Consider the following 21,343-nt stretch of genomic DNA (forward strand, 5'->3'; position numbering starts at 1 on the left):
ACGAAGAACCCCCGGGTTGCCCACGCAACCTGGGGGTCCTCGAGACTGTCGGACTCATGCCCCTCCCTCGCCAGGAGGGGGATGGGCCACCCGCCTAGCGGGCCTTGCGCTTCGGAGCCGCCGCCTTCTTGGCCGCCGGCTTGGCCACCCGCGCCGCCCGGGCCGCCGGACGCGCCTTGGCGCCCTTGCCCGCCGCAGCCTTCGCCGCGGGAGCCGCCGCCTTCGCCGCCGGCGCCGCCTTGCCCGGCTTCGACGGAGCCGACGACACGCGCGTCACCTCGGTCTTCGTCGGCGGCTGCGCCTTCATCTTCTTGCCGGTGATGATCTTCAGCTCGTCCACCGTCACGTAGCCGAGGTCCAGCAGCGACTGGAAGATCTTCGCCGCGCCGTCCTCCACGCTCTCCACGTCCGAGTGGATCACCACCTCGGCCGAGGCCGGCGGCTCATACGGCTCGGTGATGCCGATGAAGTTGGGGATCTCCCCGCTCAGCGCCTTCTTGTACCGGCCCGTGCCGTCCCGCTCGATCAACTTCTCGGTCGGGCAGTCCACGTACACTTCGATGTAGCGGCCGATCGTCCGGCGGTTGTCCTCGCGCCCACCCTTGTACGGGCTCACGCAGGGAACCAGCACCGCCACGTTGTTGCGGGTGAGCAGCCCGGCCACATACCCCAGCCGGCGGACGATGGTGTTGCGCTCGTCCTTGCTGTCTCCCAGTCCCTGCCAGAGATCGTCCCGGAGCTCGTTCTCGTCGAGAATCTCCACGTTGCGATCCACCTGCCTGAGCCGGGCCGCGATGTAGGCAGCCATCGTACTCTTGCCGGTCCCGGACATGCCGGTCAGCCAAACGGTAAAACCAGTCGTCTGCGCCATAACGGGTCCCAAACTCCCTGCGCCTCCAGGAGGTTACATCCGTGCCCCCCAAGAGCGCGGCAGATCAAAAGTCGGGGGCGTTATAGACGAAGATCCGGGCGTTTGACAATTCGCACCCACCTTTCCGCAGGTAGGGGGGGCAGACAGCCAAGTGCCCGCCTTCTCAAGGGATTTCCAAGGGTTGATCCGTCTCGAAGTCAAGTAAAAGCTGACGGCCCTGAAAAAATCCGCAGTCCCACCAGAAAATTTTCACAGCCCTGACGCCCCCCGCGTGGATGGCCATCACGAGGTAGGAAACGCCGGGAAGCAGGGGCTGTCCGTCCGGGGCGGCCTGGCGCCGATCCTCGTCGGAGAATTCCGCACTGCTGTCCACATGAGAGTGGAACACACACGCCACGTGCTCGCCCCGGGCATCCGCCTCCAGCAGGACGCCGAGCCACTCACGTGGCTCGAAGGCGTAGGCCGTCCGGGAGGTGCGAGGAAAACGCACAGGGTCCTGGGCGTGGAGCTCGTCCTGGGCGTTGCGCAGGGGGCGAACCCGCCAGGGCCCAGACTCCCCGGCCCGTAGCAGCACCCCACAGCCCTCCCTTGGGTAGCAGGCCTCCAGGTGTCGGAGAATGTCCGACAGATTTTCCGGCAACGGAGGGCTCACGCGGGCTCCTGGCTCAGCCACACCGGCCACAGCGCCGCACGGGCTGGTCCGTCAGCATGCCGGGTGCTTCCCATCCGCGGGCGCCCAGCACCGGTTCCATCCCGAGCAGCAGCCGCTGGAGGATCAGGGCTCCCAGCGCGCCCAACCCCACCCCGAGCGCTCCCGAGGGCGGCGGCCCCAGCGTGGCCGTGGTGGCCTCGAAGCAGCCGGGACATCCCGTGGTGCCCCGAAAGACGGCCACGCCCCGCGTCCCATCGCCGCCCAGCGCCACCCAGGGGCCCTCGCCGTCCCACGCCGCGGGCAGTTCGGCCAGCCGCCCCGTACTCCGCACGGGCAGCGCGTCCGCATTCACGTCCGGCAGCACCCGCGCGAGCACCTCCAGACCCGGCCGGCCCACTTCGTCCGCTTTCACGAGGAAGCCCTCGGCACCGGGCACCAGGGGCTCGAGGCCCGCTTCCACCGCCGTGCCTCCAGCCGCCACGTACGCCGCGGCCGTGAGGCCCGCCGTCCCCGTGGCCTTCAGCCGCACGCCTCCCGCGAGCAGCTTCTCCTGGCCCCGCCCGCCCACCTCGCGCAGGAGGATCTGCCTCGAGTAGCGGAGGATCTGCTCCTCGCGCAGCGCCATCGCCCTACCCTCCCGCGATCGCGGGGATGAGGGTGATGCGGTCCCCGTCCGCCACCGGCGTGGAAAGCTCCTGCAGGAAACGGATGTCCTCGTCGTTGAGGAACACGTTCACGTAGCGCCGCACCGCGCCCTTGTCGTCGAACACCCGCGCGCCGATGCCCGGGTGCGCCTTCTCCAGGTTGCTCAACACCTCGCCCACCGTGGCGCCCGAGACGCGCACCTCGCCCTTGTTGCCCGTGAGACTCCGCATGGTGGTGGGAATGCGAATCGTGGCCATCGCTCAGACTCCTCCCTGCTTGCGCAGCAGCAGGCGGTGGGTTCCATCGCCCCGAGGCTCCAGCACGAGCACCTCGTGGCCCTCCTCGCGCGCGTTGCGCGGGACATTCTTCAACGGCTCGTCTCCCCGCAGTACCACCTCCAGCACCGCGCCGTCGTCGAGCGCCTCCAGCGCGAGCTTCGTGCGTACGTAGGTCATCGGGCAGACCTCGCGGGTGATGTCCAACGTCCGGGTCACCTCGTGCATCGGGCAAGCTCCTCGGTGAAGACGGGCGGGCGCGGGCGGGCGCAGCCCTCGCAATCGGGAGCACGGCGCACGCGCACCTGGCGGCCCCGCAGCGAGGCGCCATCGAGCACGTGCAGGGTGGCCGATCCGTCCGCCACCGGGGCCTCCCCCGTCAACCGCTCCAGGACCAGCATGGCCTGCAACGCCCCCACCAGCCCCGCCATCGAGCCGAGTACTCCCGCCTGGGCGCACGTGGGCACCGCGTCCGGCGAAGGAGGCTCCTCGTAGAGGCAGCGGAGGCACGGCCCGCCGGGCTCCACGCGCATCGCCTGCCCCTGCATCCGCAGCACCCCGCCGTAGACGAGCGGCACGCCCGCGGCCACCGCCACGTCCGACAGGAAAAGCTTCGTGGACGTGCCATCGGTGGCATCCACCACCGCGTCATGGGCCTGGAACAGGGAGGCGGCGTTGCGCTCGTCCACCCGCTCGGCGAGCGGCTCCACGCGCAGGGCCGGGAAGGCCCGCCTCAGCCCCTCTGCCGCCGACTCGACCTTGGGCCGGCCCACGTCCGGGGTGCGGTGCCACAGTTGCCGGTGGAGGTTCGTCACGTCCACCCGATCCGGGTCCACCAGCGTCAGGTGCCCCACCCCCGCGCGCGCGAGCGCCAGCGAGGCCGGACAGCCCAACCCGCCCGCGCCCACCACCAGCACCCGTGCCGAAGCCACTCGTTCCACGCGCGCGACCCTCGCCGAGCCCCTGTCCGCCGTCAACCCCACCGGCGAAAAGCCGCCCCGGCCCGCACCCGAACGAATATCTTCCCGCCCCGCTTCGTCGCCACCCCGATACGTTCACCCGCCTTGTCCAGAGGACCCATGAGACACGCGCTCGCCCTCCTCGCCGTCGCCCTGCTCGCCACCGGCTGCCCCAAGAAGACCGGGGAGAACCAGCCCGCCGACAACCCCGCCGCCAACGATGCTGGACAGACCGGCTCGAGCGGGGCCTCCCTCACCGCCCCCGCCGACTCCGGCACCAAGGTGCAGGGGGGCACCGAGGCCGCCGTGGAGGCCTGCGTGGACCGCTGGCTCCAGGAGCGCAAGCTGGACCGCTACGGCAACGCCGAGGGCACCATGTACGCGGGTGGCACCCCGCTCTTCAACGAGGCCACTGGCGAGTCCCGGGACCGGCTCGAGTTCGTCTTCGAGCGCCAGCCCGAGGCCCGCAAGGCCTGCGCCACCCCGAGCGCCCAGTAGTCCCCGCCGCCCCCCAACACCAGGGGGGCAGGCGTCTTCAAGAGTGGTGGTATTCCCGAAAACCCGGCAGGTCCCTTAAGCTGCCGGTCCGATGGAACCCGCTCTGGCGCTCGAAGACGACAATCCCGACTCGCACCGGCGTGCTCGCGTGCGCGCGGTGCTCGAGCGGCGCAAGCTCACCGACAACATCTCCGCCGAGCAGGCCGCCGCTTCCTGGGAGCAGGATCGCTTCGTGGCCCGGGCCCGCGCCCTCTTCTACGCCCGCCTCTGCTTCCTCACCCTGGGCCTGGCCATCCTCGCGGTGCCCGCCTGGTCCCGTTACTTCAACTTCCAGGGCAACTTCGCCTTCGCCGGCTACTTCGCCATGCTGCTCTACAGCGTCGCGAACTACACGGTCATCGATCACCCCAAGGCCGGCCGGTGGGTGACGTACATCACCCTGTGCTTCGATCTGCTCATCACGGTGGTGCTCATCGTCAAGCCCCAGGTGGGCGGAGGTCTGCAGAGCCCGCTGCTCGGTACGCAGCTGGTTTTCACCACCCTCTTCGCCATCCTCTTCCCCAAGCCGCTGGCACTCATTCCCTCCATGCTGGCGCTGCCCATCACCGCCCAGCTGGATCTGATCCTCAACCGCGAGGTCACCGCCGTCGAGGTGCTCACCGTCCTCTGGTACTCGGCGCTCAACTTCACCATCGTCTATGTGCTCGTGTACCTCAGCGAGCGCGAGGCCGCCTCCCACCGCGAGGTGGTGGAGCTCCAGGGCGATCTCAAGGAGCTGGCCGTGGTCGAGGAGCGCAGCCGCCTGGCCCGGGAGATCCACGATGGCCTGGGCGCCTCGCTCTCCTCGATGATCATCCAGGCCGAGTACATCCTCGGCATGGCCAGGGAGGACTCCCTGCGCTCGGAAATCCAGGAGCTGAAGAACACCGCCGAGGAGTCCATCGAGGAGCTGCGCCGCAACCTGCAGATGATGCGCGAGGACTTCGAGCTGACCCAGGGGCTCGAGGACTACGTGAAGACGTTCGGCCTGCGCACCCAGGTGGACCTGCGCTTCGAGCGCACCGGCCTGCCGCGCAAGCTGTCCCCGGATGCGCAGCTCGCCCTCTTCCGCATCCTCCAGGAGTGCCTGTCCAACGCCGTCAAGCACGCCCAACCCAAGCAGGTGCAGGTGAAGCTCGACTACGACCTGGACAAGGTGCACCTCTCCGTCCGCGACGACGGCAAGGGCTTCGAGCCCAAGCAGACGCCTCGCGGCCACTACGGCCTGCTCAACATGCGCGAGCGGGCCATGAAGCTCGGCGGTACCCTCATCGTGGACTCAGCGCCTGGTAACGGCACCCGCGTATCCTTCTCCCTCCCCTCCAGCCCATGACCGAAGCGATCGCGCCCTCCCCCATCCGCGTCTTCGTCGTCGAGGATCAGACGAAGATCCTCAAGAACCAGCTCCGCCTGCTCGAGAGCAACCAGGACATCACCATCGTGGGCACCGCGCTGTCCGGCGAGGCCGCGCTCGAGGAGGTGCCCCGCGTCACCCCGGACGTCCTCCTGCTGGACCTGGGCCTGCCGCGCATGAGCGGCATCGACGTCACCCGCGAGGTCAAGGCGCGCTGGCCCCAGGTGGAGATCCTCATCTTCACCATCTTCGACGAGGAGGACAGAGTCCTCGAGGCGGTGAAGGCCGGCGCCTCGGGCTACCTGCTCAAGGGCACGCCCGCGGACAAGATCATCGAGGCCATCAAGGAAGTGCGCGCCGGTGGCACCGTCATCCAGCCCAGCCTGGCGCGCCGGCTGCTGCGCCACTTCCGCGTGGAGCCGGACTCCAGCCCCGTGCCCACCGAGCCCGTGGCCCCACCTCCCGCGCCCGGGTCCGCCACGCCGCCCGCCTCCTCCGAGGCCAGCGAGCCCCTGCTCAAGCCGCTCTCCAATCGCGAGACGGAGCTGCTCCAGCTCATCGCCAAGGGCGTGTCCAACAGCGAGGCGGCCCGGCTGCTCAACCTCTCCAAGGCCACCATCCGCACCCACCTCGAGCACATCTACCGCAAGCTCGAGGTCACCAACCGCGTGGAGGCCGTCACCGAGGGCATCCGCAAGGGCCTCATCTCGGTGTGACGGGCCGGGGCATTCCCCCGGCCTCTTCCCCGGAATCTCACCAGGCGGCGGTGATGCCCCCGAGGATGCTCGAGTAGGACTCCTCGGCCACGCCGCCATCCGTCCAGCCGCGCCGGGAGCCCTGCCCCGTGAAGCGATCCTTGTAGGACTCCAGCCGGAAGCGCACGGAGTAGCCGAACGGGCCCCACAGGTCTCCCGCCACGCCCAGCTCCGCCGCCCAGCCCAGGCTCGACACCGAGTCGCCGTAGTCGCGCACTTCGGCCACCAGCGAGCCATCCGGATCCCCCCAGAGCGACTGCCCGGGGGTGGGCTGGAAGAAGAACTGGCCCGAGCCCTCGATGCGCACCGCGCGCATCAGCGGCACCGACACGTCCACCCCCACCGCCGGGTAGAAGCGGTGCACCACCGGCAACGGCGTCTCCATCCGCTCGCCCACGTCGAACTCCCGGCCGCGTGCCCCCAGCCGCACCCCGGCGTGGCCCCACAGCGGCGTCTCCTGCGTCCCCAGGTCGAAGAAGTAGCGCCAGGCCAGCATGGCCCCATAGGCCGTGTCCGTCGCGTACACCTCGCGCTCGGGCGTCTCGCCAACGGGCGTCGACACCTGCACCGTCGTCCGGGCGAAGCTGCGCTGATAGCCCAGCGTGAGCCCCACGCCGCGCACCAGCGTGGGCCAGTGCGCCAGCGGGAACACCTCCGCCTCCGCGGCGAGCCCCACGTACGGCGCATTGGAAGTGAAGTCCGAGATGTCCCCCGTCTGCTGCTCCGGAGGCAGGGCATCGTACTCGCTGCACGACGCCATCACGCCCGGCCGGGCGCAGTACCGGCGCCACGTCACCGCCGCCCCGAGCTGCACCTTCACCCGCGGAGGCATCCGCCCCGCGGCCGAAGCGCTCCCTCCCTCCTCTGGGAATCCTCCGCCACTGCCCTCGAGCTCCGTGAGGTACGTGTGCGACTCCTCGTCCAGCTCCTCCCAGGCGGGCACGGGCTCGGGCTTCGACTCCGGAACGAGCACCGGCTTCGGCGCTGGAGGGGTGGCCTCGGCCCTCGGAGCGGAGGCGGTCCCCTTCGCGGGTGGCGGCGCGGACTCCATCAGGGGGGCCGGCTTCATCGCCTCCGGCTCACCCTGGTTCGCGGCATGGGGCTGGGGCGCGGGCGGCTCCACCACGGGCGCCGGCTGGGGCTCGGGCGTGGCACCCACCACGGGCCCTGGCGGCTTGGGAGCCTCCTGCGCGGCCACGGGCGGCTCGGGCGCGGGCTGGTTCGAGGTCTTCACCGCCTCGAGCACCGCCCGGGTGAACTTCTGGGCCTCGTACTTCGGCAACAGCCCGCGCTGCAGCACGAACTCCCCGGACCACACCTCCCGGCCCGTCTCGTCGAGCAGCCGGGCGTTGAAGGTGCTGTAGGTCCGCCCCGCCGAGCCCGTGAGCACGGCGTCCACCTTGAGCTTCGGCGCCAGACGAGCCACCGCCCGGGGATCCACCGAGGCGGGGCCTCGCAGCTTCTGCTTCGCGGCGGCCATCGCCCAGGCCGCGGGTGGCAGCACCTTCACCTTGCGCGTCTTGCGCAGCAGCCCCGTCACCTGGGCACGCAGCTTGTTGTTCTTGTCTCCTTCGAGCGCGGAGACGGCCACGCGCTCGGCGCGCGCGGCCTGCGAGGTGAGCATCAGGGCCAGGGCCAACACCACGCCCCAGCGAGACAACCAGCGTCCAGAGGCCATCATGGATGGCCAGCAGACTCACCCAGCGTGTGGGCGCTTGTCCAGGCTCGTGGAGGCCGGGCCTCAGACCTCGGCGACCGTTGGTCCTGGAGCGATCACTGGCTGGGGCGCCGGAACCGGCTGCGGCACCGCCACGGACATCGGCGCGGGCTCGGGGGCGGACACCGCCGGCACCACGGCCGGCTGGAGGCCCAGGAAGTCCCGCCGGTAGATGCGCACCATGGCCATGAAGAGCGAGGCGATGAGCGGCCCCACCAGCAGCCCCATCATCCCGAACACCGCCAGCCCGCCGAACATGGACAGGAAGACCAGCAGCGGGTGGAGCGCCATGCGCGAGCCGCACAGCTTCGGCCGGATGACGTTGTCGATGCTGCCCACCACGAAGGCGCCCCAGGCGAGCAGGAAGACGCCCTCGTTCACCTTGCCCGCCATGCACAGCACCACCCCGATGGGGCCCCAGACGAGCGCCGTGCCACCCACCGGCACCAGCGACACCAGCACCATGGCCGCGCCCCACACCCCCGCGTGCGGCACCTTCACCAGCAGCAGCCCCACCATCCCCATGGCCCCCTGCACGAAGGCGGTGATGGTGTTGCCGTAGACGATGGCGTGCGCCACGTCGGTGAACTCCTGCGCGAACGCCTGGATGTAGCGCTTGTCCAGCGGCACCAGCTGCGTGGACTCGGCCCACAGGCGGCGGCCATCCAGGAAGAAGTAGTACATGGCCACCGCCATCAGGAACAAATCGATGATCAGCGCCGTGCCGGCCCCCAGCACGTCCTTGAGCACCGAGGCCCCGCTGGTGATCGCCCCCATCAGCACCTGCTCCGTCTGCGAGCCGTGCAGGTTCGCCGGCACGTAGCGCCGCAGCCCCCTCGGCAGGCTCGCGGCGAGCTGGCCCTGCTCCATCCGGTCCAGGAGCACCTGCGCGTGCTCCATCATCCCGAGCACCTCGCGCGCCACCAGCCAGCCCACCACCGCCAGCGGCACCAGGATGAGCAGGAAGACGGCCACCGTGGACAGGCCGGCGCACAGCGAGGGGTACGCTCTCAGCCGGGTACGGAACAGGACATCCTGCAGTGGCCGGAACAGCACCACCAGGAAGCCCCCCAACAGCACCGGCATCAGGAAAGGAAGCAGGATTCTCGAGAAGAGAATCAGCGCCAGGGCGAAGAGCCCGGCGAAGATAAGATTGGACCACCGCTTCGTGTCGAGCCCAGTCACGCCCACCCCTCCACCCCCACGACACACCCCACGCCATCCCGCCCAGGACGCGACAGAACGTAGGAACGTCGCTTCCCAGCGGGAAGCCTGGGCTCCAGACCGAGGTAGATGATCCATGACTTCTGGACGCTTCCGCTTCCCTACCTTCGCCCTCACGTTCTCCGGAGTGCTGCTCGTCGCCTCCGGGTGTGGGGGCCCTTCCCAGGGCTGCATCGATTGCCCACCCATCGAGGGCCGCTACGGCCTGGCCCTGGACCCGGGGACGCTCCCCTCCGCCTGCGATGGCGTACAGGTGGATCTGCCCGTGGGTCCCATCGACGTCAGCCGGCAGGGCAGCGACGTCACCGCGACGCTGGATCGCATGACGCTGCGCGGCACGCTCTACGCGACGTACGACTTCAACCTGGTGGGCAACAACCTGGGGCAGGAGATGGACGGAGGGACCCGGGGGCCCGACTCGGCGCTGCTCTCGGGGCGCTACATCCCCGCGATCGGGGACGGCGGCGTACCCAGGCTGGTGGGGGACTGGCAGGGGAACTACTCGAGCACCACGGCCGGCAACACCCGGCGATGCTCGGTGACCCGCTCCTTCACGGCGGCCCACCAGTAGGCAGGCGAGCGTGCTCGCGTGGAGCGGGTCCGAGGCAACCGAGCGAGATTACTTCTTCTCGCCCTCGGCCGCCTTGGCCGCCTTGCGCTTGAACTGACGCTTCCACTTCTGCTTGATCTTGTTCTGAACGCGGCGGTGCTTGCTCTTGCTGCGGGCCATGTAGGCGTCTCCTGAGAGAGGTAGGACAAACGAGGGGCGCCTAACTACCAGAAGATCCACCGGATGAGGAGTCCTCGATATCGTCCGGTGCCGGACGGGTGGGATACGGGATGCCCTCGGCGCCCCGGACCTCGGTGGGGAGCACCGCTCCGGCCGTCACCTCGCCCTCCTTATCCACGTCCGCCGGCTTGTCCCGGCCCACGGGGGCGCTCGTCTGCTGGGGCCGCTTCTTCACCGAGGCGAAGATGGGCCGGCAGGCCTGGACGAAGCGCCGCACCTCGTCCAGCGGCAGCGCCGGGCAGTAGTTGTCGTTCACCCCCTTCATGGAGGTGGCCATGCACATGGAGTTGAGGATGGCCTCCTCGGTGGCCTCCATCACCGCCTCGTAGAGGGGGTCCAGGCGCTGATCCAGGAGGATCTTCAGCTTGTAGACCATCTTCTGGGTGCGCCGCGGGATGATGTTGGCGGTGGAGAAGCCGACGACGATCTCCCCCGAGCCGTGCGCCGCGTAGCTGCCCACCCGGCCGATGCCCAGCGACACGCGCTTGCACAGGCGGTTGATCTGATGACTGAGCAACGGGGCGTCCGTGGCCACCACGGCGATGATGGAGCCATACGTCTGCCCGCGCCGGGGCGTGTCCTTGAACTTCTCGGCGAGCACCTCGCCCACGGGCAGGCCGCCCACGCGCAGGTTGTGCATCTTGCCGAAGTTGGACATGACGAGGACGCCCAGGGTGTAGCCACCGAGGGCCTCGGGGAGCTTGCGCGAGGCGGTGCCGATGCCGCCCTTGAAGTCGCACGTCACCATGCCGGTGCCGCCGCCCACGTTGCCCTCGGGCACGGGGCCGTCCGAGGCGTTGCGGATGGCCTCGAAGACGTGCTCGGCCCGGACGTGCCGGCCGGAGATGTCGTTGAGGTAGCTGTCGTCGCACTCGCCGACGATGGGGATGATGACGTCGTGCTCGTCACCGATGCCCGGGTACTTCTCCACCATGTGGCGGGCCAGGGCGTCGGACGCGGCGCCCACGGACATGGTGTTGGTGAGGAGCATGGGCGTCTCCACCAGGCCCCACTCCATGAGCTGCGTCATGCCGGCCACCTCGCCGGCGCCGTTGAGCACGAAGCCGCCCCCGTTCATCCGCTCCATGAAGATGTTGCCGCGGTTGGGGAGGATGGCGGTGACGCCCGTGCGCACGGGGCCATGGCCCGGCCGCAGCGGACCCTCGCCCCGGATGATGGTGCTGTGCCCGACGAGCACGCCCTCCACGTCGGTGATGGCGTTGTGCCGGCCCGTCTTGAACCGGCCTAGCGGGAGGCCCAGCTCCCGGGCTCGGACGCGCTTCTCGGTGGGCTCGCTCTGGAGTGGGTTGGCCATGGGGCGCCAACCTAGCCGAGACACTCTCCCGGTCAATTGCTCGTCGCGCGCATCAGCCCTCGTAGCAACAGACGCGTCTGTTCCAGGGCCAGCGCCTCGGCGTGTGCGGCGGTGGTGACCCCCGAGAACTCCAGCTTCCGGTCCACCATCAGCGAGCTCAGTCCGTGCACCAGCGACCAGCACGTCAGCGCGAGCATCAGCGGCTCGCCCTCGTGGAACACGCCGGACCGCTGGCCCTGGGTGATGGAGTCCACCAGCAGCCCGAATGCATCCGTGTCCCCGCCGGGCGGTCCCAGCTTGGGCGGCTGGGTGAAGTGCGGCCCGAACATCACCCGGAAGTGCGCGGGGTGCTCCATGGCGAAGAGCACGTAGGCCACGCCGCACGCCACCAGACGGCCATCGGGCGACGTCTCCCGGGCCATGCGCTCCCTCATCCGGGACGTCATGACGCGGAAACCCTCCTCGGCCACGGCCACCAGCAGCGCTTCCTTGTCCTCGAAGTGACGGTAGGGCGCCGCGTGCGTCACCCCCGCCCGCCGGGCCACCTCCCGGAGCGACAGCGCCCCGAAGCCCTCCTCGGAAATGAGCGCCAGCGACGCGTCCAGCAGCGCCCGGCGCAGATCTCCATGGTGGTAGTGGGGCTTCTCCGCCGTCTTCTTCCGGGTGCCACGGGTGGCCATGCCTCGAATGTAACCACCGTTCACTCCTAATGTGAACGGTGGAAACTTCTCACTCCGAGCCCCAGGTGGCGTCACGGATGAGGCCATCGTTCTTGCTGGGGGAGAGATCCCGGGCCACGACGTCCTGACCCTCGTTCAAGGGCCAGTAGCCGACGAGGCCCTGCTCGTCGCCCTTGAAGGTCCGGTCCTTGTCCGCGCGGACCTCCTGCTGGCCCCGGGGCAGGTTCCAGATGCGCACGTCGCGGATGTCGCCCTGGAAGAAGCGCTCGCGCCCGCCGCCCCGGGCGCCAATGCCCCAGGGCCCATCCACGAAGAAGGCGCCGAGCGTCTGGGGCGAGGACGCCACCAGCTCTCCATCCCGGTAGAGGACCCAGCGCGCGCCGTCGTAGACGCCGGCCAGATAGACCCACCGGCCCACATCCGTGGGGGGAACATCGGCGCTCGTGGAGAAGTCCTGCCCGTTGAAGGAGCCGACCTGGTACTTCCCGTTGATGATGCGGAGATAGACCTCGGCTTGCGGCGAGTTGGTGTGGCCGTGGACCACGATGTTGCGGATGCCATTGAGGGACCGCGGACGGATCCACGCCTCGATGGTGATGGGGCCGAAGAAGATGAGCTCCCGCGGGTTGCCCAGCTCGACGTAGGACTGCTTGCCATCGAGGCTCAGGAACGCCTTCTTCTCCGGGGCCTGCCCTGCCTCACCCGCGCCGCCGACGCCCTTGTCTTCGTCACCACCGCCACGCAGCGCGAGGAAGGTGCCCAGGGCGATGACGAGGATGCCGGCGGCTAGCGCGATCCACGCCAGGGGGAGCTTCTTCTTCGGCGCGGGAGCCTGGGGAAGCGGGACCTGGAAGCTCGCGGAGGGCCCGACGGTAAACTCCTCGTCGGGATTGGCCACGTTCACCATGGAGAGATGGAACGCGTGCTGCCCCTGGGGCGTGCCAGGAGGAACGTTCACCCTCACGGTGTACTGGTGGGTGCCATCGGGAGGGAAATCGCGTTCGGCCTCCCCGTCGAGCGCCAACCAGTCCCGCGAGGCCGTGCCCTCGGGCTCGACGACGGCACGGCCCCGCACCGGACGCCCCAGCGCATTGGAGACCGTGAAGGTGAGCTCTCCCCGGCCCATACCATCCAACCGGATCGAGGAAGTGGACGTGGTAATGGCGAATCCGCGAACCATGCGCGCCTCCCTTGAAGACATCCGCGCGTTTTGCACTTCAAGGGTGGAGACGAGCGGGGAAGGACGTGATGCCCTGGAGGGCCGGGTGCCGTTCGCTCCACGAACGAGAAGGCGGGCCCTCGCTCCCTTGTCGTGCTCCCGGGTGGAAGGCCATGATCGCTCCATGACGCCGAGTGCCGCCACCGCCCCCCTGCCCTCTCCTGGCAAGCCGTCCTGGCTCAACGCCTACCGCGACTTCACGGGGGGCCATGGCTTCCAGCCGATGCGGCTCGAGGGCCGGCTTCCCGAGGAGCTGAAGGGCACGCTGGTGCGAGTGGGTCCAGTGACCTTCGGCGTGGGCGGACAACGCTATGGCCACTGGTTCGACGGAGATGGAGGCGCGCTGGCGGTGCGCTTCGGGGAGGGCGGTGCCTGGGGAGCGGCCCGGGCGATCGACACCCCGAGCATCCGGGCCGAGCGCGAGGCGGGCAGAATCCTCTACAGCAACTATGGGACGGCGGCGCCCTCGCTGTGGCGCCGGATGTTCGGCGAGCCGAAGAACGCGGCCAACACCTCGGCGATGACGTGGAATGGGCGGCTGTTCGCGCTGGTGGAGTCCACCGTGCCCACGGAGCTGTCCCTGGAGGATCTGCGCACGCTCGGGGAGACGACGCTCGAGGGCGCGGTGGGCCCGGCCTTCTCCGCGCACCCGCATCGCGTGGGCTCGCGGCGGGCGGCGTACAACTTCGGTGTGCGCTACGGGCGGGTTCCCCAGTTGGACTTGTATGAGGTACCCGACGCGGGAGCCATCCGCCGGATGGGCAGCGTGCCCCTGCCCGGGCTGGTGATGATCCACGACTTCATCGCCACCGAGCGGCACCTGGTCTTCTTCGTGGCCCCGGTCCGCATCGGCATCTTCCGGGTGATGCTGGGCCTGGGCAGCATCTCGGACAACTTCGAGTGGCGGCCGGAGCTGGGAACGGAGGTGCTCGTCATCCCCATCGACGAGCCCTCGAAGGTGATGCGCTTCCAGGCGGAGCCCTTCCACACGTGGCACTTCGGCAATGCGTTCGAGCAGGAAGGACGCATCGTGGTGGACTCGGTGCGCTACCCGGACTTCGGCAGCAACCAGTGGCTGGCCGAGCAGCTCAACGGGTGGGCCTCCACGGACGCGCAGGGCCGGCTGCACCGGACGACGATCGATCCGAAGGCGGGCACGCTGCGCACCGAGCAGGTATCGGATCGGCGCTGCGAGTTCCCCGGGGCCACGCCGCTGCTCGCGGGGACGCGCCACCGTTACGTGTACCTCGCGGCGCACTCGGGGCAGGAGGTGTGGCGGGGGCCGCAGGACACGGTCGTGAAGGTGGACATGGAGACGGGCCGGGAGACGGTGGTGACGCTGGGACGCGAGCACTACGCCTCCGAGCCCATGTTCATCCCGCGCCCGGGCGGCTCGGCCGAGGACGATGGCTGGCTGCTGGCGCAGACGTACGACGCGGCGAGCGACAAGACCTACGTGGCGGTGCTGGACGCGAAGACGCCGGAGGCGGGCCCGGTGGCTCGCGCCTGGCTGGACCATGGCTTCCCGTTCACCTTCCACGGCACCTGGGTGCCAGCGGCGTAGGGGCCATCAGGAAGCCAGGGTGGCGAGTCCTTCGCGATACGTCGGATACATGGGCCGCCAGTCGAGCTCGCGCCGGGCCTTGTCGTTGGCGACGGGAAACCGGCTCGTGAGGACGATGAAGGCGTAGGGGCTCACCAGCCGCACGAGCCAGACAGGCACCCGGAAGGGACCCGGCGCGCCGAGCACCCGGGCACAGTGCGAGAGGTAGTCACGCCACGCCACCGGCTCGTCGTCGACGATGTTGTACACCTCGCCGGCTCTGCCCCGCTCGATGGCCGCCAGTGTCGCCCTGGCGGCGTCATCGACGTGAATCCACGACCAGACGCCACTCCCATCACCCACCAGGGGCATCCAGCGCTTCCTCACCATGCCGATCATCGCGTCGGTGGAACCGGAACCCGCGCCGTAGATGAAGCCGAAGCGCAGGACCACGCCCTCGATCCGCCCTGCCCTCGCGGCTGACAGCACCGTGTCCTCGAGCACCAGGCTGGCATCGATGGTGGGTTTGAGCCAGGGACTGGGGGAGGAGCTGGCCACCGGGTGTGCCTCGGTCAGCGGCGCGAAGCCGTGGTCCCCATAGCCGTAGACGAGCACGATGGACTCGGCCACGAGCCGCCGCGCCCCGGCCGAGATGGCCGCCTCGACGAGGTTCTTCGTGCCCTCGGTGCGCAGACGATTGGTGGCCACGAGATCCGCTGGACGCCTGGGACCCTGTTTGGGCAGGGCCGTCAGCAGGTGCACGACGGCGTCGGGCCGGGCCTCGCGGAGCACCGTGCCGAGCCGCTCGCGATCGAAGACATCGGCCACCGCCGCCGTGGCGCCCAGTCCTTCCAGGAGAGGCCGCTTCGCCTCGCTCCGGGTCAATCCCGTCACCTGATGGCCCGCCGCCACCAGGTGCTTCACCAGCGGAATCCCCATGGCGCCGGTGGCTCCCGCGACGAAGATGCGCATGCCCCGTTCCTCCTCGGGGAGACATAACAAGCGAATCCCGGGAGCAGGAGGACCCTCCGGGCCCGGTCCTTTGAAACCTGTCCAACTGTCGGACAAGTTCGACAAGAGCGCGCCCGGAGGGAGGCGGTGCACGGGGGCATCACTGGCAAGCGGGGCCGGGCTCCTCGTACGCTCCCGGCATGACGAATTCCGCCGCCGTGCTCGCCACCGTCCGCCAACTCACGCCCAGGATCGCCGCCCGCTCCGAGGAGATCGAAACAGCCCGCCGGCTGCCGGCCGATCTCGCCCGGGAACTGGCCCAGGCCGGGCTCTTCCGCATGGTGGTGCCCGAGGCCTACGGTGGCCTCGAACTGCACCCCGCCGCCGTCGTCGAGGCCGTCGAGACACTCTCGCGGGCGGACGGCTCGACGGGCTGGTGCGTCATGATCGGCGCGCTCACCGCCATGTGCTCGGCGTGGCTGCCCGAGCAGCAGGCCCGCGCCATCTATGCGCCGGACGTCATCACCGGCGGAGTGGCCGCCCCCATGGGCCGCGCCGAGCTCGTCGAGGGCGGCTACCGGGTCACCGGGCGTTGGGCGTGGGCCAGTGGAAGCCAGAATTGTCACTGGCTGGTGGGAGGCGCGGTGGTGACGAAGGACGGTGCCCCCCAGATGCGTGGGCCGGTGCCCGAGGTGCGCCTGTTCCTCTTCCCCAGCTCGGACGTGACGCTGCACGACACCTGGCACGCCTCGGGGCTGTGCGGCACGGGCAGCGGCGACATGGAGGTGCGGGATGTCTTCGTTCCCGCCGATCGAAGCATGTCGCTCATCACGGAGCGCCCGAGCATCGCCCGGCCCCTCTACGCGTTCCCCGCCTTCGGACTGCTGGCGGTGGGCATCCCGGCCGTCGCGCTCGGAATCGCCCGCCGGGCCATCGACGAGCTGACGGCCCTGGCGCACCAGAAGAAGCTCATGGCACACGGTGGCCAGTTGCTGGCCAAGAGGGCCGCGGTGCAGGAGGCGGTGGCCGAGGCCGAGGCCACCCTGCGTGCCGCGCGCGCCTTCCTGCTCGAGACGGTGAACACCACCTTCGAGGCCGCCACGCGCGGTGAGGTGACGGTGAAGCACCGGGCGGAGCTGCGGCTGTCCTATACGCACGCCATGCGGAGCGCCGCGCGCGTGGTGGACCGGATGTACGACGCGGCGGGAGGCACGGCCGTCTACCGCGCCAGCCCGTTGCAGCGCTGCCTGCGCGACATCCACGTGGCCACGCAGCACGCCATGGTGGCCCCGTCCACGCTGGAGCTCATTGGCAGCGTCCTGCTCGGGGTGGAAGCCAACACCGTCATGCTCTGAGGGGGCCATGTTAGCGTCGGCCCATGCCGACCGGTGATCTCGAGACCAGGGCCGAGCGCCTCCGTGAGGTGCTGGAAACGCCCCGAAGAGCCTTCATCCCGCTGCCGGACACACAGGTCATCGAGCGTCCGGGCTGGCTGCAGCTCATCACGCCCTCGCTGCGCCAGGGAGGCCTCAACGAGGTGGCGTACTCGGCCCTGGACGAGAAGGAGGCCGATGCCGTCATCGACGAAACGCTGGAGCAATACCGCCGGCTGGGGCTGCGCTTCCGTTGGACGGTGGGGCCCGATTGCCGGCCCGCGGATCTGGCCGAGCGGCTCGAACGCCGGGGCCTGCGCCGGAACGAGACGCTGGGGATGATTCGCGGGACCTCGGTACCGGCCATTCCCGATGGGGACATCACCGTGGAGCAGGTGGACGAGCACACGGTGGAGGAGTACTCGCGGACCATGGCCGAGGGCTGGGAGATGGACCCGGGGCCGATCACCGCGTTCAACCGGCTGATCCTGAACCACCCCGGCCGGCGCCACGAACTCTTCCTGGCACGGTATCGGGGGATGCCCGCGGGCACGTCGGGGCTCGTCACCTTCGAGCGCTCCGTGTACCTGCTCGGGGGAGTCGTGCTCCCAGCCTTCCGTGGGCGAGGACTGTACCGGGCCCTCGTCACCGCGCGGCTGGGCTACGCCGCCAGACGGGGCATTCCCGTCGCCACCGTCCACTCCCGCGCGAGCACCTCCGGGCCCCTGCTGGAACGCTTCGGCTTCGAGACGCTCTGCCGATTTCCCATCTTCACCAACGACTGAGGCGCCCTCCCCCCCTTCGAAGTGGGGGTTGGGACTGAAGGTGGAGCATGCGCATTGACCGCCTGGCGCCCAGGTGGGCGCTCCTGCTGCTGGGAGCCGCCCTTCACACGACTGGCTGCGTCTCGCTGACACCGCTACCGGGCACGAGCGGCACACAGGGCCCGCGTGCCCTCCTGGGCTCACCCCCATTGCCCTCCTTGCTCTCCTCCCGTGGAGCAGGTGGGCTGCGACGGTTGCATCAGCACTACACCGCTTGGAACCTCGGCTCGGACACCAGGATAACTTCCCAAGGCCCCGCCACCTGCGGTGGACAGGCCGTTCCCCCGGGTTGGCCCGATTTCTCCTCCGGAGATGAAAACGAGCTGCTGGCGCCCTTCCTCACCTGCGCCTCGCCCGCCGAATTCGTCGCACTCCAGCAGCGCGTGGACATGCGCCGGTTGGTAGAGGCCCTGGACGAGTGGAGTGCGGTGCGGCTGGGAGCCCTGGGGCCGGTGCGAGAGGACACCGCCCCTGTGTTGCAGCGTAAGCGCGCCGCCTTCCTCGTGAGCGCCACCGAGCGCTACGGCCCCTTCCACGCCGAGGTGTTCGCCCTCTTCGTGCTGCACTCGGCCCACGATGACGAAGTGGACGCGGTGCTACGGCTGCTGGCCCGGGACAAGCTGTTGGGGCAGACGCTGGCGCTCATGCCCGCCGTGCGCGAGGAGTTGGAGGCACGGGGACTACCCCTCTCCCGCTACCCGGAGCGGGCCGAGCAGTCCGGCGATGTGCTGCGGGGCCTGGGCCGCGCCGCCCGCGACGCGCTCGCCACCAGCCCGATGGTGGAGGGCTCACGCTACATGGAGATGACCGGTCGGTGGGCGCAACTGCCATCGCCCTACCAGCAGGCCGCTCGCGAGGTGGAGCGAGCGCTGGCGCTACGGCACTTCTCGGCGGGCAGCGTGACGCTGGGCACTTTCGACTCCCTGACCTTCGGGGTGCCGCTGGGCTTCTACTACCTGGCGGTCAATACGGGACAGGGAGCGCACTCGCTCGCCCAGGGACACTACGAGCAGGCCACGCGCGAGCTGGCACCCGCGCTGCTGCTGGGGGCGCTGTATGCCGGAGGAAAGGGCCTGCGTGCCTTGTCCGAAACCCGGAACGCAACGGGTGCCGGCACGCCCGCGCTCAGCGGACTCCAGGCCATGGAGGCCCGGTGGAAGGCGCTACGGGAACTGGCGCGGCAGGTGGAGGCGAAGCTGGGCACGGAGGGCCTGCGGGAGCTGGCTCGGAACATCCGCGCGCGCCGGGAAGTGGGCGAGTTCGTGGCCGCGGGGGGAGTGGATGCCGCGCTGGCGCTGCACGAAGCCCGGGGAGATGTGGCCCGGGCGCAGGCGTTCATGTCCAGGGCGAAAGCTGGAGCCACGGGTGCGCCGACAGGCAAGAGCGGAGCGCGGAAGGACCCCGGGCAGGTGGCCACGGCCGCGGACGAGGCCGCACGCGCCACCCACGAGACTGGTGCCACGGAACGCCTCGGCGGACTGGCCGCGCTGGTGGACGAGGCAGCGGGCCTCACCCGGGAGGTGGTGGAGACCCGGCTGGCGCTGGCGGAGTTGGAGGCCCCGGGCTCGCGTCTACCCCGGAACGTGGCGGTGCTGGAGAAGCAACGCCCCTCGTCCGATGCTCCGCCACCCGGAGCCGAGGGCAATCCACATTGGGGAGAGTACGTTGCCTACTACGAGAAGCGCCTGGGAGAGCTCAAACAGGGCAAGGCCACACAGGGGCCTCTGCACTGGGCCCCCTACGAGCAGTTGCGGGGATGGTTCACCCGAGGGTTGGACTTCGAGCGCCTCATGGTGGCATTGCTGGAAGCAGATGCCGCCTTGCCCCGGACACAGCGCCGCTTCCTCGGGGCGTTCATCCAACCTCGCGTCCTGAGGTCCGTGGGCGTGCAGAAACCGGAGACCGGCCTGCGCTATGCGGATGTGCTCGTCATCGAGGAGAGTGGGCCCTCCAACGGGCCACCTCGCATCGAGACGTTCAGCTTCAAGAGCCGCGACCTCTCGGGGCTGCGTGAAGATGCACTGGAAGCACAGATGGTTGTGGACGCCAAGGAGGCTCTCGGGAAATACGGAGGGACCCTGGACATCCGCCGGAGCGCCCTCCAACCTCTTCTACTCGGCGGCAGCGAAGTGCGCGTTCAGCGGGTCCGCCTCATCTATGAAGGGGGCAAACTCGAGCCCGCGAAGGACGTGAACTTGGGAAGAGCCGTAGACAATACAGAGTTCAAGGTCAGGGGAGTGGAGGTTTCATTCCAATGAAGGTGCTGGAGTTCCACGATTCGAAGAACGAGGACTACCTCTGGCTTTCTTTCCAGGGTGCCTTTGATTCTCAGGCAGTACTGGACATCGAGTTGGAGCCCTTGTTCCTCGCGCTCGAGCAACACGCTGACGGGTGGATGCCCGATGTCGTCAACGGCAAGCGTCAACGCAAGTATGCACGCACCGCCATCTGGAAGGCTCTGGATGAACGACGCGATGGGGACAGTACTGCCTTTGGGCTCTACCGGACGAAGTGGCCCGCAATCGACAGCCGGCTCTGGCTCTGGCTGCCGCCCCAGCCTCCCGAACTGGACATCATCCTCAAGGTGAAACCGCTCTCCTTCTTCGCGGAGACGGAACGCTGTCGCCACCTCGTGGAGATGGTGCGCACCTGGGCTTCGCGATACCCGGTCTCCCATGCCGTGGCGCACAGCAGTGATGATGCGGTGTTGACGGACTTCCCCAACTTCGGCCGTGACAAAGAAACCCGGCGAAGGGACGGTTTCAACAAAGTCTACGAACTCTTCTGGCTCAACGTCTTCGGTCCGAAGCTGGTGGAAAGCGTCGGCCGCGAGCGCATGCTGTCCACACCAGCCTGGCGGGTGGAGGAATTGCCCAACGGCTGCGTCCTCCTGGTGACATGGCCCACCGCCGCGGACTTCGCCAGCGATGAGGCACGTCTGGCCCAGGCCCGTGCCCACGCCCACCTCCGGCCGGACCTGGATTTCTCCACCGTGTTGCGCATGCTGCGCGAGCGCAGCGCCGTGCTTGCCCCCGTGGAGCCCCGCTTCCACCCGGACATGGCTCCGCTCCTCTCACGCGTGGTGGACCGGACCGCCAGTCATGAGCGTCAGCGAAAAATCGCCGAGCTCAACGCGTGGCAGCCGCCCGAGCCCGAGGAGTGGCGCCCCGCCGGCTCCGCCCTGCCTCCGGACGTGGACGACATCGAGCGCGCCCTGGAGCACTACAGCCTCCTCGCCGAGCACCTCGTGGCCCTGCTGCACACCGAGGTGCCCTCCGTCTTCGACGCCTCGCCCGAGTCCCTCACCGACGCTGACTTCTACTTCTGGCACGAGGAGTTCCCCACCCGCCGCCTGCGCGAAGCCATCGACCAGCGCGCGGTGCCCGCCATCGGCGCCTATCTGGGCGAAGTGCTGGTGCGCCACCTCGGCGGCCGGTGGATCCCACGCAAGAACCTCGAGGAAGCCCAGGTGCTCGTGGGCAACCGCGTCTGGCTCCCCTTCGTCCGCGCACGCCACTACATGGGCTCGCGCCAATCCCTGCTGGACTACTCCCTCACCCGGCTCTACCGCGTGGCCGAGCGGCACCGCTCCTGAACGAAGGGCCCGGCCCCCGAGGTCTCCCCCGGGATGCCGAGCCCCTGGCTCCAAGTCTCAGCCC

22 protein-coding genes are annotated in these 21,343 nt (G+C 69.5%); 9 read left to right on the forward strand and 13 right to left on the reverse strand.

Going from position 1 to position 21,343, the window contains the following annotated elements:
* Nucleotides 1-94 precede the first annotated feature (94 nt).
* The 6 genes from cysC to BO221_RS22210 all read right to left on the reverse strand — a co-directional run bounded on the left by cysC (nt 95) and on the right by BO221_RS22210 (nt 3,384).
* Nucleotides 95-871 (reverse strand): adenylyl-sulfate kinase, encoded by a 777-nt coding sequence (gene cysC / locus BO221_RS22185; protein WP_073562488.1) that lies wholly within the window; start codon nt 869-871, stop codon nt 95-97.
* A gap of 163 nt (nt 872-1,034) precedes the next feature.
* Nucleotides 1,035-1,553: a Mov34/MPN/PAD-1 family protein gene (locus tag BO221_RS22190; protein ID WP_369865344.1), complete on the reverse strand. Its 519-nt coding sequence runs from the start codon at nt 1,551-1,553 to the stop codon at nt 1,035-1,037.
* Nucleotides 1,537-2,148, reverse strand: a complete 612-nt coding sequence (locus BO221_RS22195; protein ID WP_073562490.1) for a ThiF family adenylyltransferase — start codon at nt 2,146-2,148, stop codon at nt 1,537-1,539. The genes BO221_RS22190 and BO221_RS22195 overlap by 17 nt, the downstream gene beginning before the upstream one ends.
* Nucleotides 2,149-2,152: 4 nt before the next feature.
* On the reverse strand, nt 2,153-2,425 hold the full coding sequence (locus BO221_RS22200; RefSeq protein WP_043395476.1) for a ubiquitin-like small modifier protein 1: 273 nt from the start codon (nt 2,423-2,425) through the stop codon (nt 2,153-2,155).
* A 3-nt stretch (nt 2,426-2,428) separates the two neighbouring features.
* Entirely contained in the window at nt 2,429-2,671 is a 243-nt protein-coding gene (locus BO221_RS22205) for a sulfurtransferase TusA family protein (protein WP_043395479.1), read from the reverse strand.
* Nucleotides 2,659-3,384, reverse strand: coding sequence for a HesA/MoeB/ThiF family protein (locus BO221_RS22210; protein WP_233166208.1), 726 nt, complete (start codon nt 3,382-3,384; stop codon nt 2,659-2,661). The genes BO221_RS22205 and BO221_RS22210 overlap by 13 nt, the downstream gene beginning before the upstream one ends.
* A 138-nt stretch (nt 3,385-3,522) precedes the next feature.
* On the opposite strand from BO221_RS22210, the gene BO221_RS22215 reads away from it, so the two are divergent.
* From BO221_RS22215 to BO221_RS22225, 3 genes are all read left to right on the forward strand, one after another.
* Entirely contained in the window at nt 3,523-3,900 is a 378-nt protein-coding gene (locus BO221_RS22215) for a hypothetical protein (protein WP_073562492.1), read from the forward strand.
* Nucleotides 3,901-3,991: 91 nt separating this feature from the next.
* Nucleotides 3,992-5,272, forward strand: coding sequence for a sensor histidine kinase (locus BO221_RS22220; protein ID WP_073562493.1), 1,281 nt, complete (start codon nt 3,992-3,994; stop codon nt 5,270-5,272).
* Nucleotides 5,269-6,009 (forward strand): response regulator transcription factor, encoded by a 741-nt coding sequence (locus BO221_RS22225; protein WP_073562494.1) that lies wholly within the window; start codon nt 5,269-5,271, stop codon nt 6,007-6,009. Before BO221_RS22220 ends, BO221_RS22225 begins: the two co-directional genes overlap by 4 nt.
* 37 nt (nt 6,010-6,046) lie before the next feature.
* Here BO221_RS22225 and BO221_RS22230 read toward each other — a convergent pair whose 3' ends face one another.
* Nucleotides 6,047-7,729 carry a hypothetical protein gene (locus BO221_RS22230; RefSeq protein ID WP_143195610.1) on the reverse strand — a complete coding sequence of 561 codons (1,683 nt, stop codon included), beginning with the start codon at nt 7,727-7,729 and terminating at the stop codon, nt 6,047-6,049.
* 60 nt (nt 7,730-7,789) lie between these two features.
* Complete coding sequence (locus BO221_RS22235; protein WP_073562495.1) at nt 7,790-8,950, reverse strand: AI-2E family transporter; 1,161 nt, start codon at nt 8,948-8,950, stop codon at nt 7,790-7,792.
* A 115-nt stretch (nt 8,951-9,065) separates the two neighbouring features.
* Here BO221_RS22235 and BO221_RS22240 point away from each other — a divergent pair, with 115 nt between their 5' ends.
* Nucleotides 9,066-9,560 carry a hypothetical protein gene (locus tag BO221_RS22240; RefSeq protein ID WP_073562496.1) on the forward strand — a complete coding sequence of 165 codons (495 nt, stop codon included), beginning with the start codon at nt 9,066-9,068 and terminating at the stop codon, nt 9,558-9,560.
* Between the two features lie 48 nt (nt 9,561-9,608).
* Here BO221_RS22240 and BO221_RS22245 read toward each other — a convergent pair whose 3' ends face one another.
* Genes BO221_RS22245 through BO221_RS22260 form a run of 4 tightly spaced genes read right to left on the reverse strand, consistent with a single transcriptional unit; the run spans nt 9,609 to nt 12,954 of the window.
* Nucleotides 9,609-9,719, reverse strand: a complete 111-nt coding sequence (locus BO221_RS22245) for a hypothetical protein (RefSeq protein ID WP_047858218.1) — start codon at nt 9,717-9,719, stop codon at nt 9,609-9,611.
* Nucleotides 9,720-9,759: 40 nt separating this feature from the next.
* On the reverse strand, nt 9,760-11,094 hold the full coding sequence (locus BO221_RS22250; protein ID WP_073562497.1) for a P1 family peptidase: 1,335 nt from the start codon (nt 11,092-11,094) through the stop codon (nt 9,760-9,762).
* Between the two features lie 32 nt (nt 11,095-11,126).
* On the reverse strand, nt 11,127-11,774 hold the full coding sequence (locus BO221_RS22255) for a TetR/AcrR family transcriptional regulator (RefSeq protein ID WP_073562498.1): 648 nt from the start codon (nt 11,772-11,774) through the stop codon (nt 11,127-11,129).
* A gap of 49 nt (nt 11,775-11,823) precedes the next feature.
* On the reverse strand, nt 11,824-12,954 hold the full coding sequence (locus BO221_RS22260; RefSeq protein ID WP_158079894.1) for a LamG domain-containing protein: 1,131 nt from the start codon (nt 12,952-12,954) through the stop codon (nt 11,824-11,826).
* Nucleotides 12,955-13,117: 163 nt separating this feature from the next.
* Between BO221_RS22260 and BO221_RS22265 the strand changes: the two genes are divergently transcribed.
* A complete protein-coding gene (locus BO221_RS22265; protein WP_073562500.1) occupies nt 13,118-14,557 on the forward strand; it encodes a carotenoid oxygenase family protein in 1,440 nt (479 codons plus the stop codon).
* A 6-nt stretch (nt 14,558-14,563) separates the two neighbouring features.
* Here BO221_RS22265 and BO221_RS22270 read toward each other — a convergent pair whose 3' ends face one another.
* Nucleotides 14,564-15,508, reverse strand: coding sequence for an NAD(P)-dependent oxidoreductase (locus BO221_RS22270; RefSeq protein ID WP_073562501.1), 945 nt, complete (start codon nt 15,506-15,508; stop codon nt 14,564-14,566).
* A 179-nt stretch (nt 15,509-15,687) separates the two neighbouring features.
* Here BO221_RS22270 and BO221_RS22275 point away from each other — a divergent pair, with 179 nt between their 5' ends.
* The 4 genes from BO221_RS22275 to BO221_RS22290 all read left to right on the forward strand — a co-directional run bounded on the left by BO221_RS22275 (nt 15,688) and on the right by BO221_RS22290 (nt 21,279).
* Nucleotides 15,688-16,842, forward strand: a complete 1,155-nt coding sequence (locus BO221_RS22275) for an acyl-CoA dehydrogenase family protein (RefSeq protein ID WP_073562502.1) — start codon at nt 15,688-15,690, stop codon at nt 16,840-16,842.
* A 23-nt stretch (nt 16,843-16,865) separates the two neighbouring features.
* Nucleotides 16,866-17,645, forward strand: coding sequence for a GNAT family N-acetyltransferase (locus tag BO221_RS22280; protein WP_073562503.1), 780 nt, complete (start codon nt 16,866-16,868; stop codon nt 17,643-17,645).
* A gap of 233 nt (nt 17,646-17,878) precedes the next feature.
* The gene (locus BO221_RS22285) at nt 17,879-19,942 is read left to right on the forward strand and encodes a hypothetical protein (protein ID WP_083681268.1); all 2,064 of its coding nucleotides are present in this window, start codon (nt 17,879-17,881) and stop codon (nt 19,940-19,942) included.
* Nucleotides 19,939-21,279 carry a hypothetical protein gene (locus BO221_RS22290; RefSeq protein ID WP_073562505.1) on the forward strand — a complete coding sequence of 447 codons (1,341 nt, stop codon included), beginning with the start codon at nt 19,939-19,941 and terminating at the stop codon, nt 21,277-21,279. Before BO221_RS22285 ends, BO221_RS22290 begins: the two co-directional genes overlap by 4 nt.
* Nucleotides 21,280-21,343 lie beyond the last annotated feature (64 nt).

The sequence above is a fragment of the Archangium sp. Cb G35 genome (genome assembly GCF_001896145.1).
GTDB lineage: Bacteria > Myxococcota > Myxococcia > Myxococcales > Myxococcaceae > Archangium > Archangium violaceum.

Bases quoted from the DNA above. Each gene is read 5' to 3' on its own strand.
- BO221_RS22230 (WP_143195610.1), bottom strand. From the start codon at position 7,729: ATGATGGCCTCTGGACGCTGGTTGTCTCGCTGGGGCGTGGTGTTGGCC.
- BO221_RS22220 (WP_073562493.1), top strand. From the start codon at position 3,992: ATGGAACCCGCTCTGGCGCTCGAAGACGACAATCCCGACTCGCACCGG.
- BO221_RS22260 (WP_158079894.1), bottom strand. From the start codon at position 12,954: ATGGTTCGCGGATTCGCCATTACCACGTCCACTTCCTCGATCCGGTTG.
- BO221_RS22240 (WP_073562496.1), top strand. From the start codon at position 9,066: ATGACTTCTGGACGCTTCCGCTTCCCTACCTTCGCCCTCACGTTCTCC.
- BO221_RS22255 (WP_073562498.1), bottom strand. From the start codon at position 11,774: ATGGCCACCCGTGGCACCCGGAAGAAGACGGCGGAGAAGCCCCACTAC.
- BO221_RS22265 (WP_073562500.1), top strand. From the start codon at position 13,118: ATGACGCCGAGTGCCGCCACCGCCCCCCTGCCCTCTCCTGGCAAGCCG.
- BO221_RS22290 (WP_073562505.1), top strand. From the start codon at position 19,939: ATGAAGGTGCTGGAGTTCCACGATTCGAAGAACGAGGACTACCTCTGG.
- BO221_RS22200 (WP_043395476.1), bottom strand. From the start codon at position 2,425: ATGGCCACGATTCGCATTCCCACCACCATGCGGAGTCTCACGGGCAAC.
- BO221_RS22250 (WP_073562497.1), bottom strand. From the start codon at position 11,094: ATGGCCAACCCACTCCAGAGCGAGCCCACCGAGAAGCGCGTCCGAGCC.
- BO221_RS22225 (WP_073562494.1), top strand. From the start codon at position 5,269: ATGACCGAAGCGATCGCGCCCTCCCCCATCCGCGTCTTCGTCGTCGAG.
- BO221_RS22245 (WP_047858218.1), bottom strand. From the start codon at position 9,719: ATGGCCCGCAGCAAGAGCAAGCACCGCCGCGTTCAGAACAAGATCAAG.
- BO221_RS22215 (WP_073562492.1), top strand. From the start codon at position 3,523: ATGAGACACGCGCTCGCCCTCCTCGCCGTCGCCCTGCTCGCCACCGGC.
- BO221_RS22205 (WP_043395479.1), bottom strand. From the start codon at position 2,671: ATGCACGAGGTGACCCGGACGTTGGACATCACCCGCGAGGTCTGCCCG.
- BO221_RS22275 (WP_073562502.1), top strand. From the start codon at position 15,688: ATGACGAATTCCGCCGCCGTGCTCGCCACCGTCCGCCAACTCACGCCC.
- BO221_RS22195 (WP_073562490.1), bottom strand. From the start codon at position 2,148: ATGGCGCTGCGCGAGGAGCAGATCCTCCGCTACTCGAGGCAGATCCTC.
- BO221_RS22270 (WP_073562501.1), bottom strand. From the start codon at position 15,508: ATGCGCATCTTCGTCGCGGGAGCCACCGGCGCCATGGGGATTCCGCTG.
- BO221_RS22280 (WP_073562503.1), top strand. From the start codon at position 16,866: ATGCCGACCGGTGATCTCGAGACCAGGGCCGAGCGCCTCCGTGAGGTG.
- cysC (WP_073562488.1), bottom strand. From the start codon at position 871: ATGGCGCAGACGACTGGTTTTACCGTTTGGCTGACCGGCATGTCCGGG.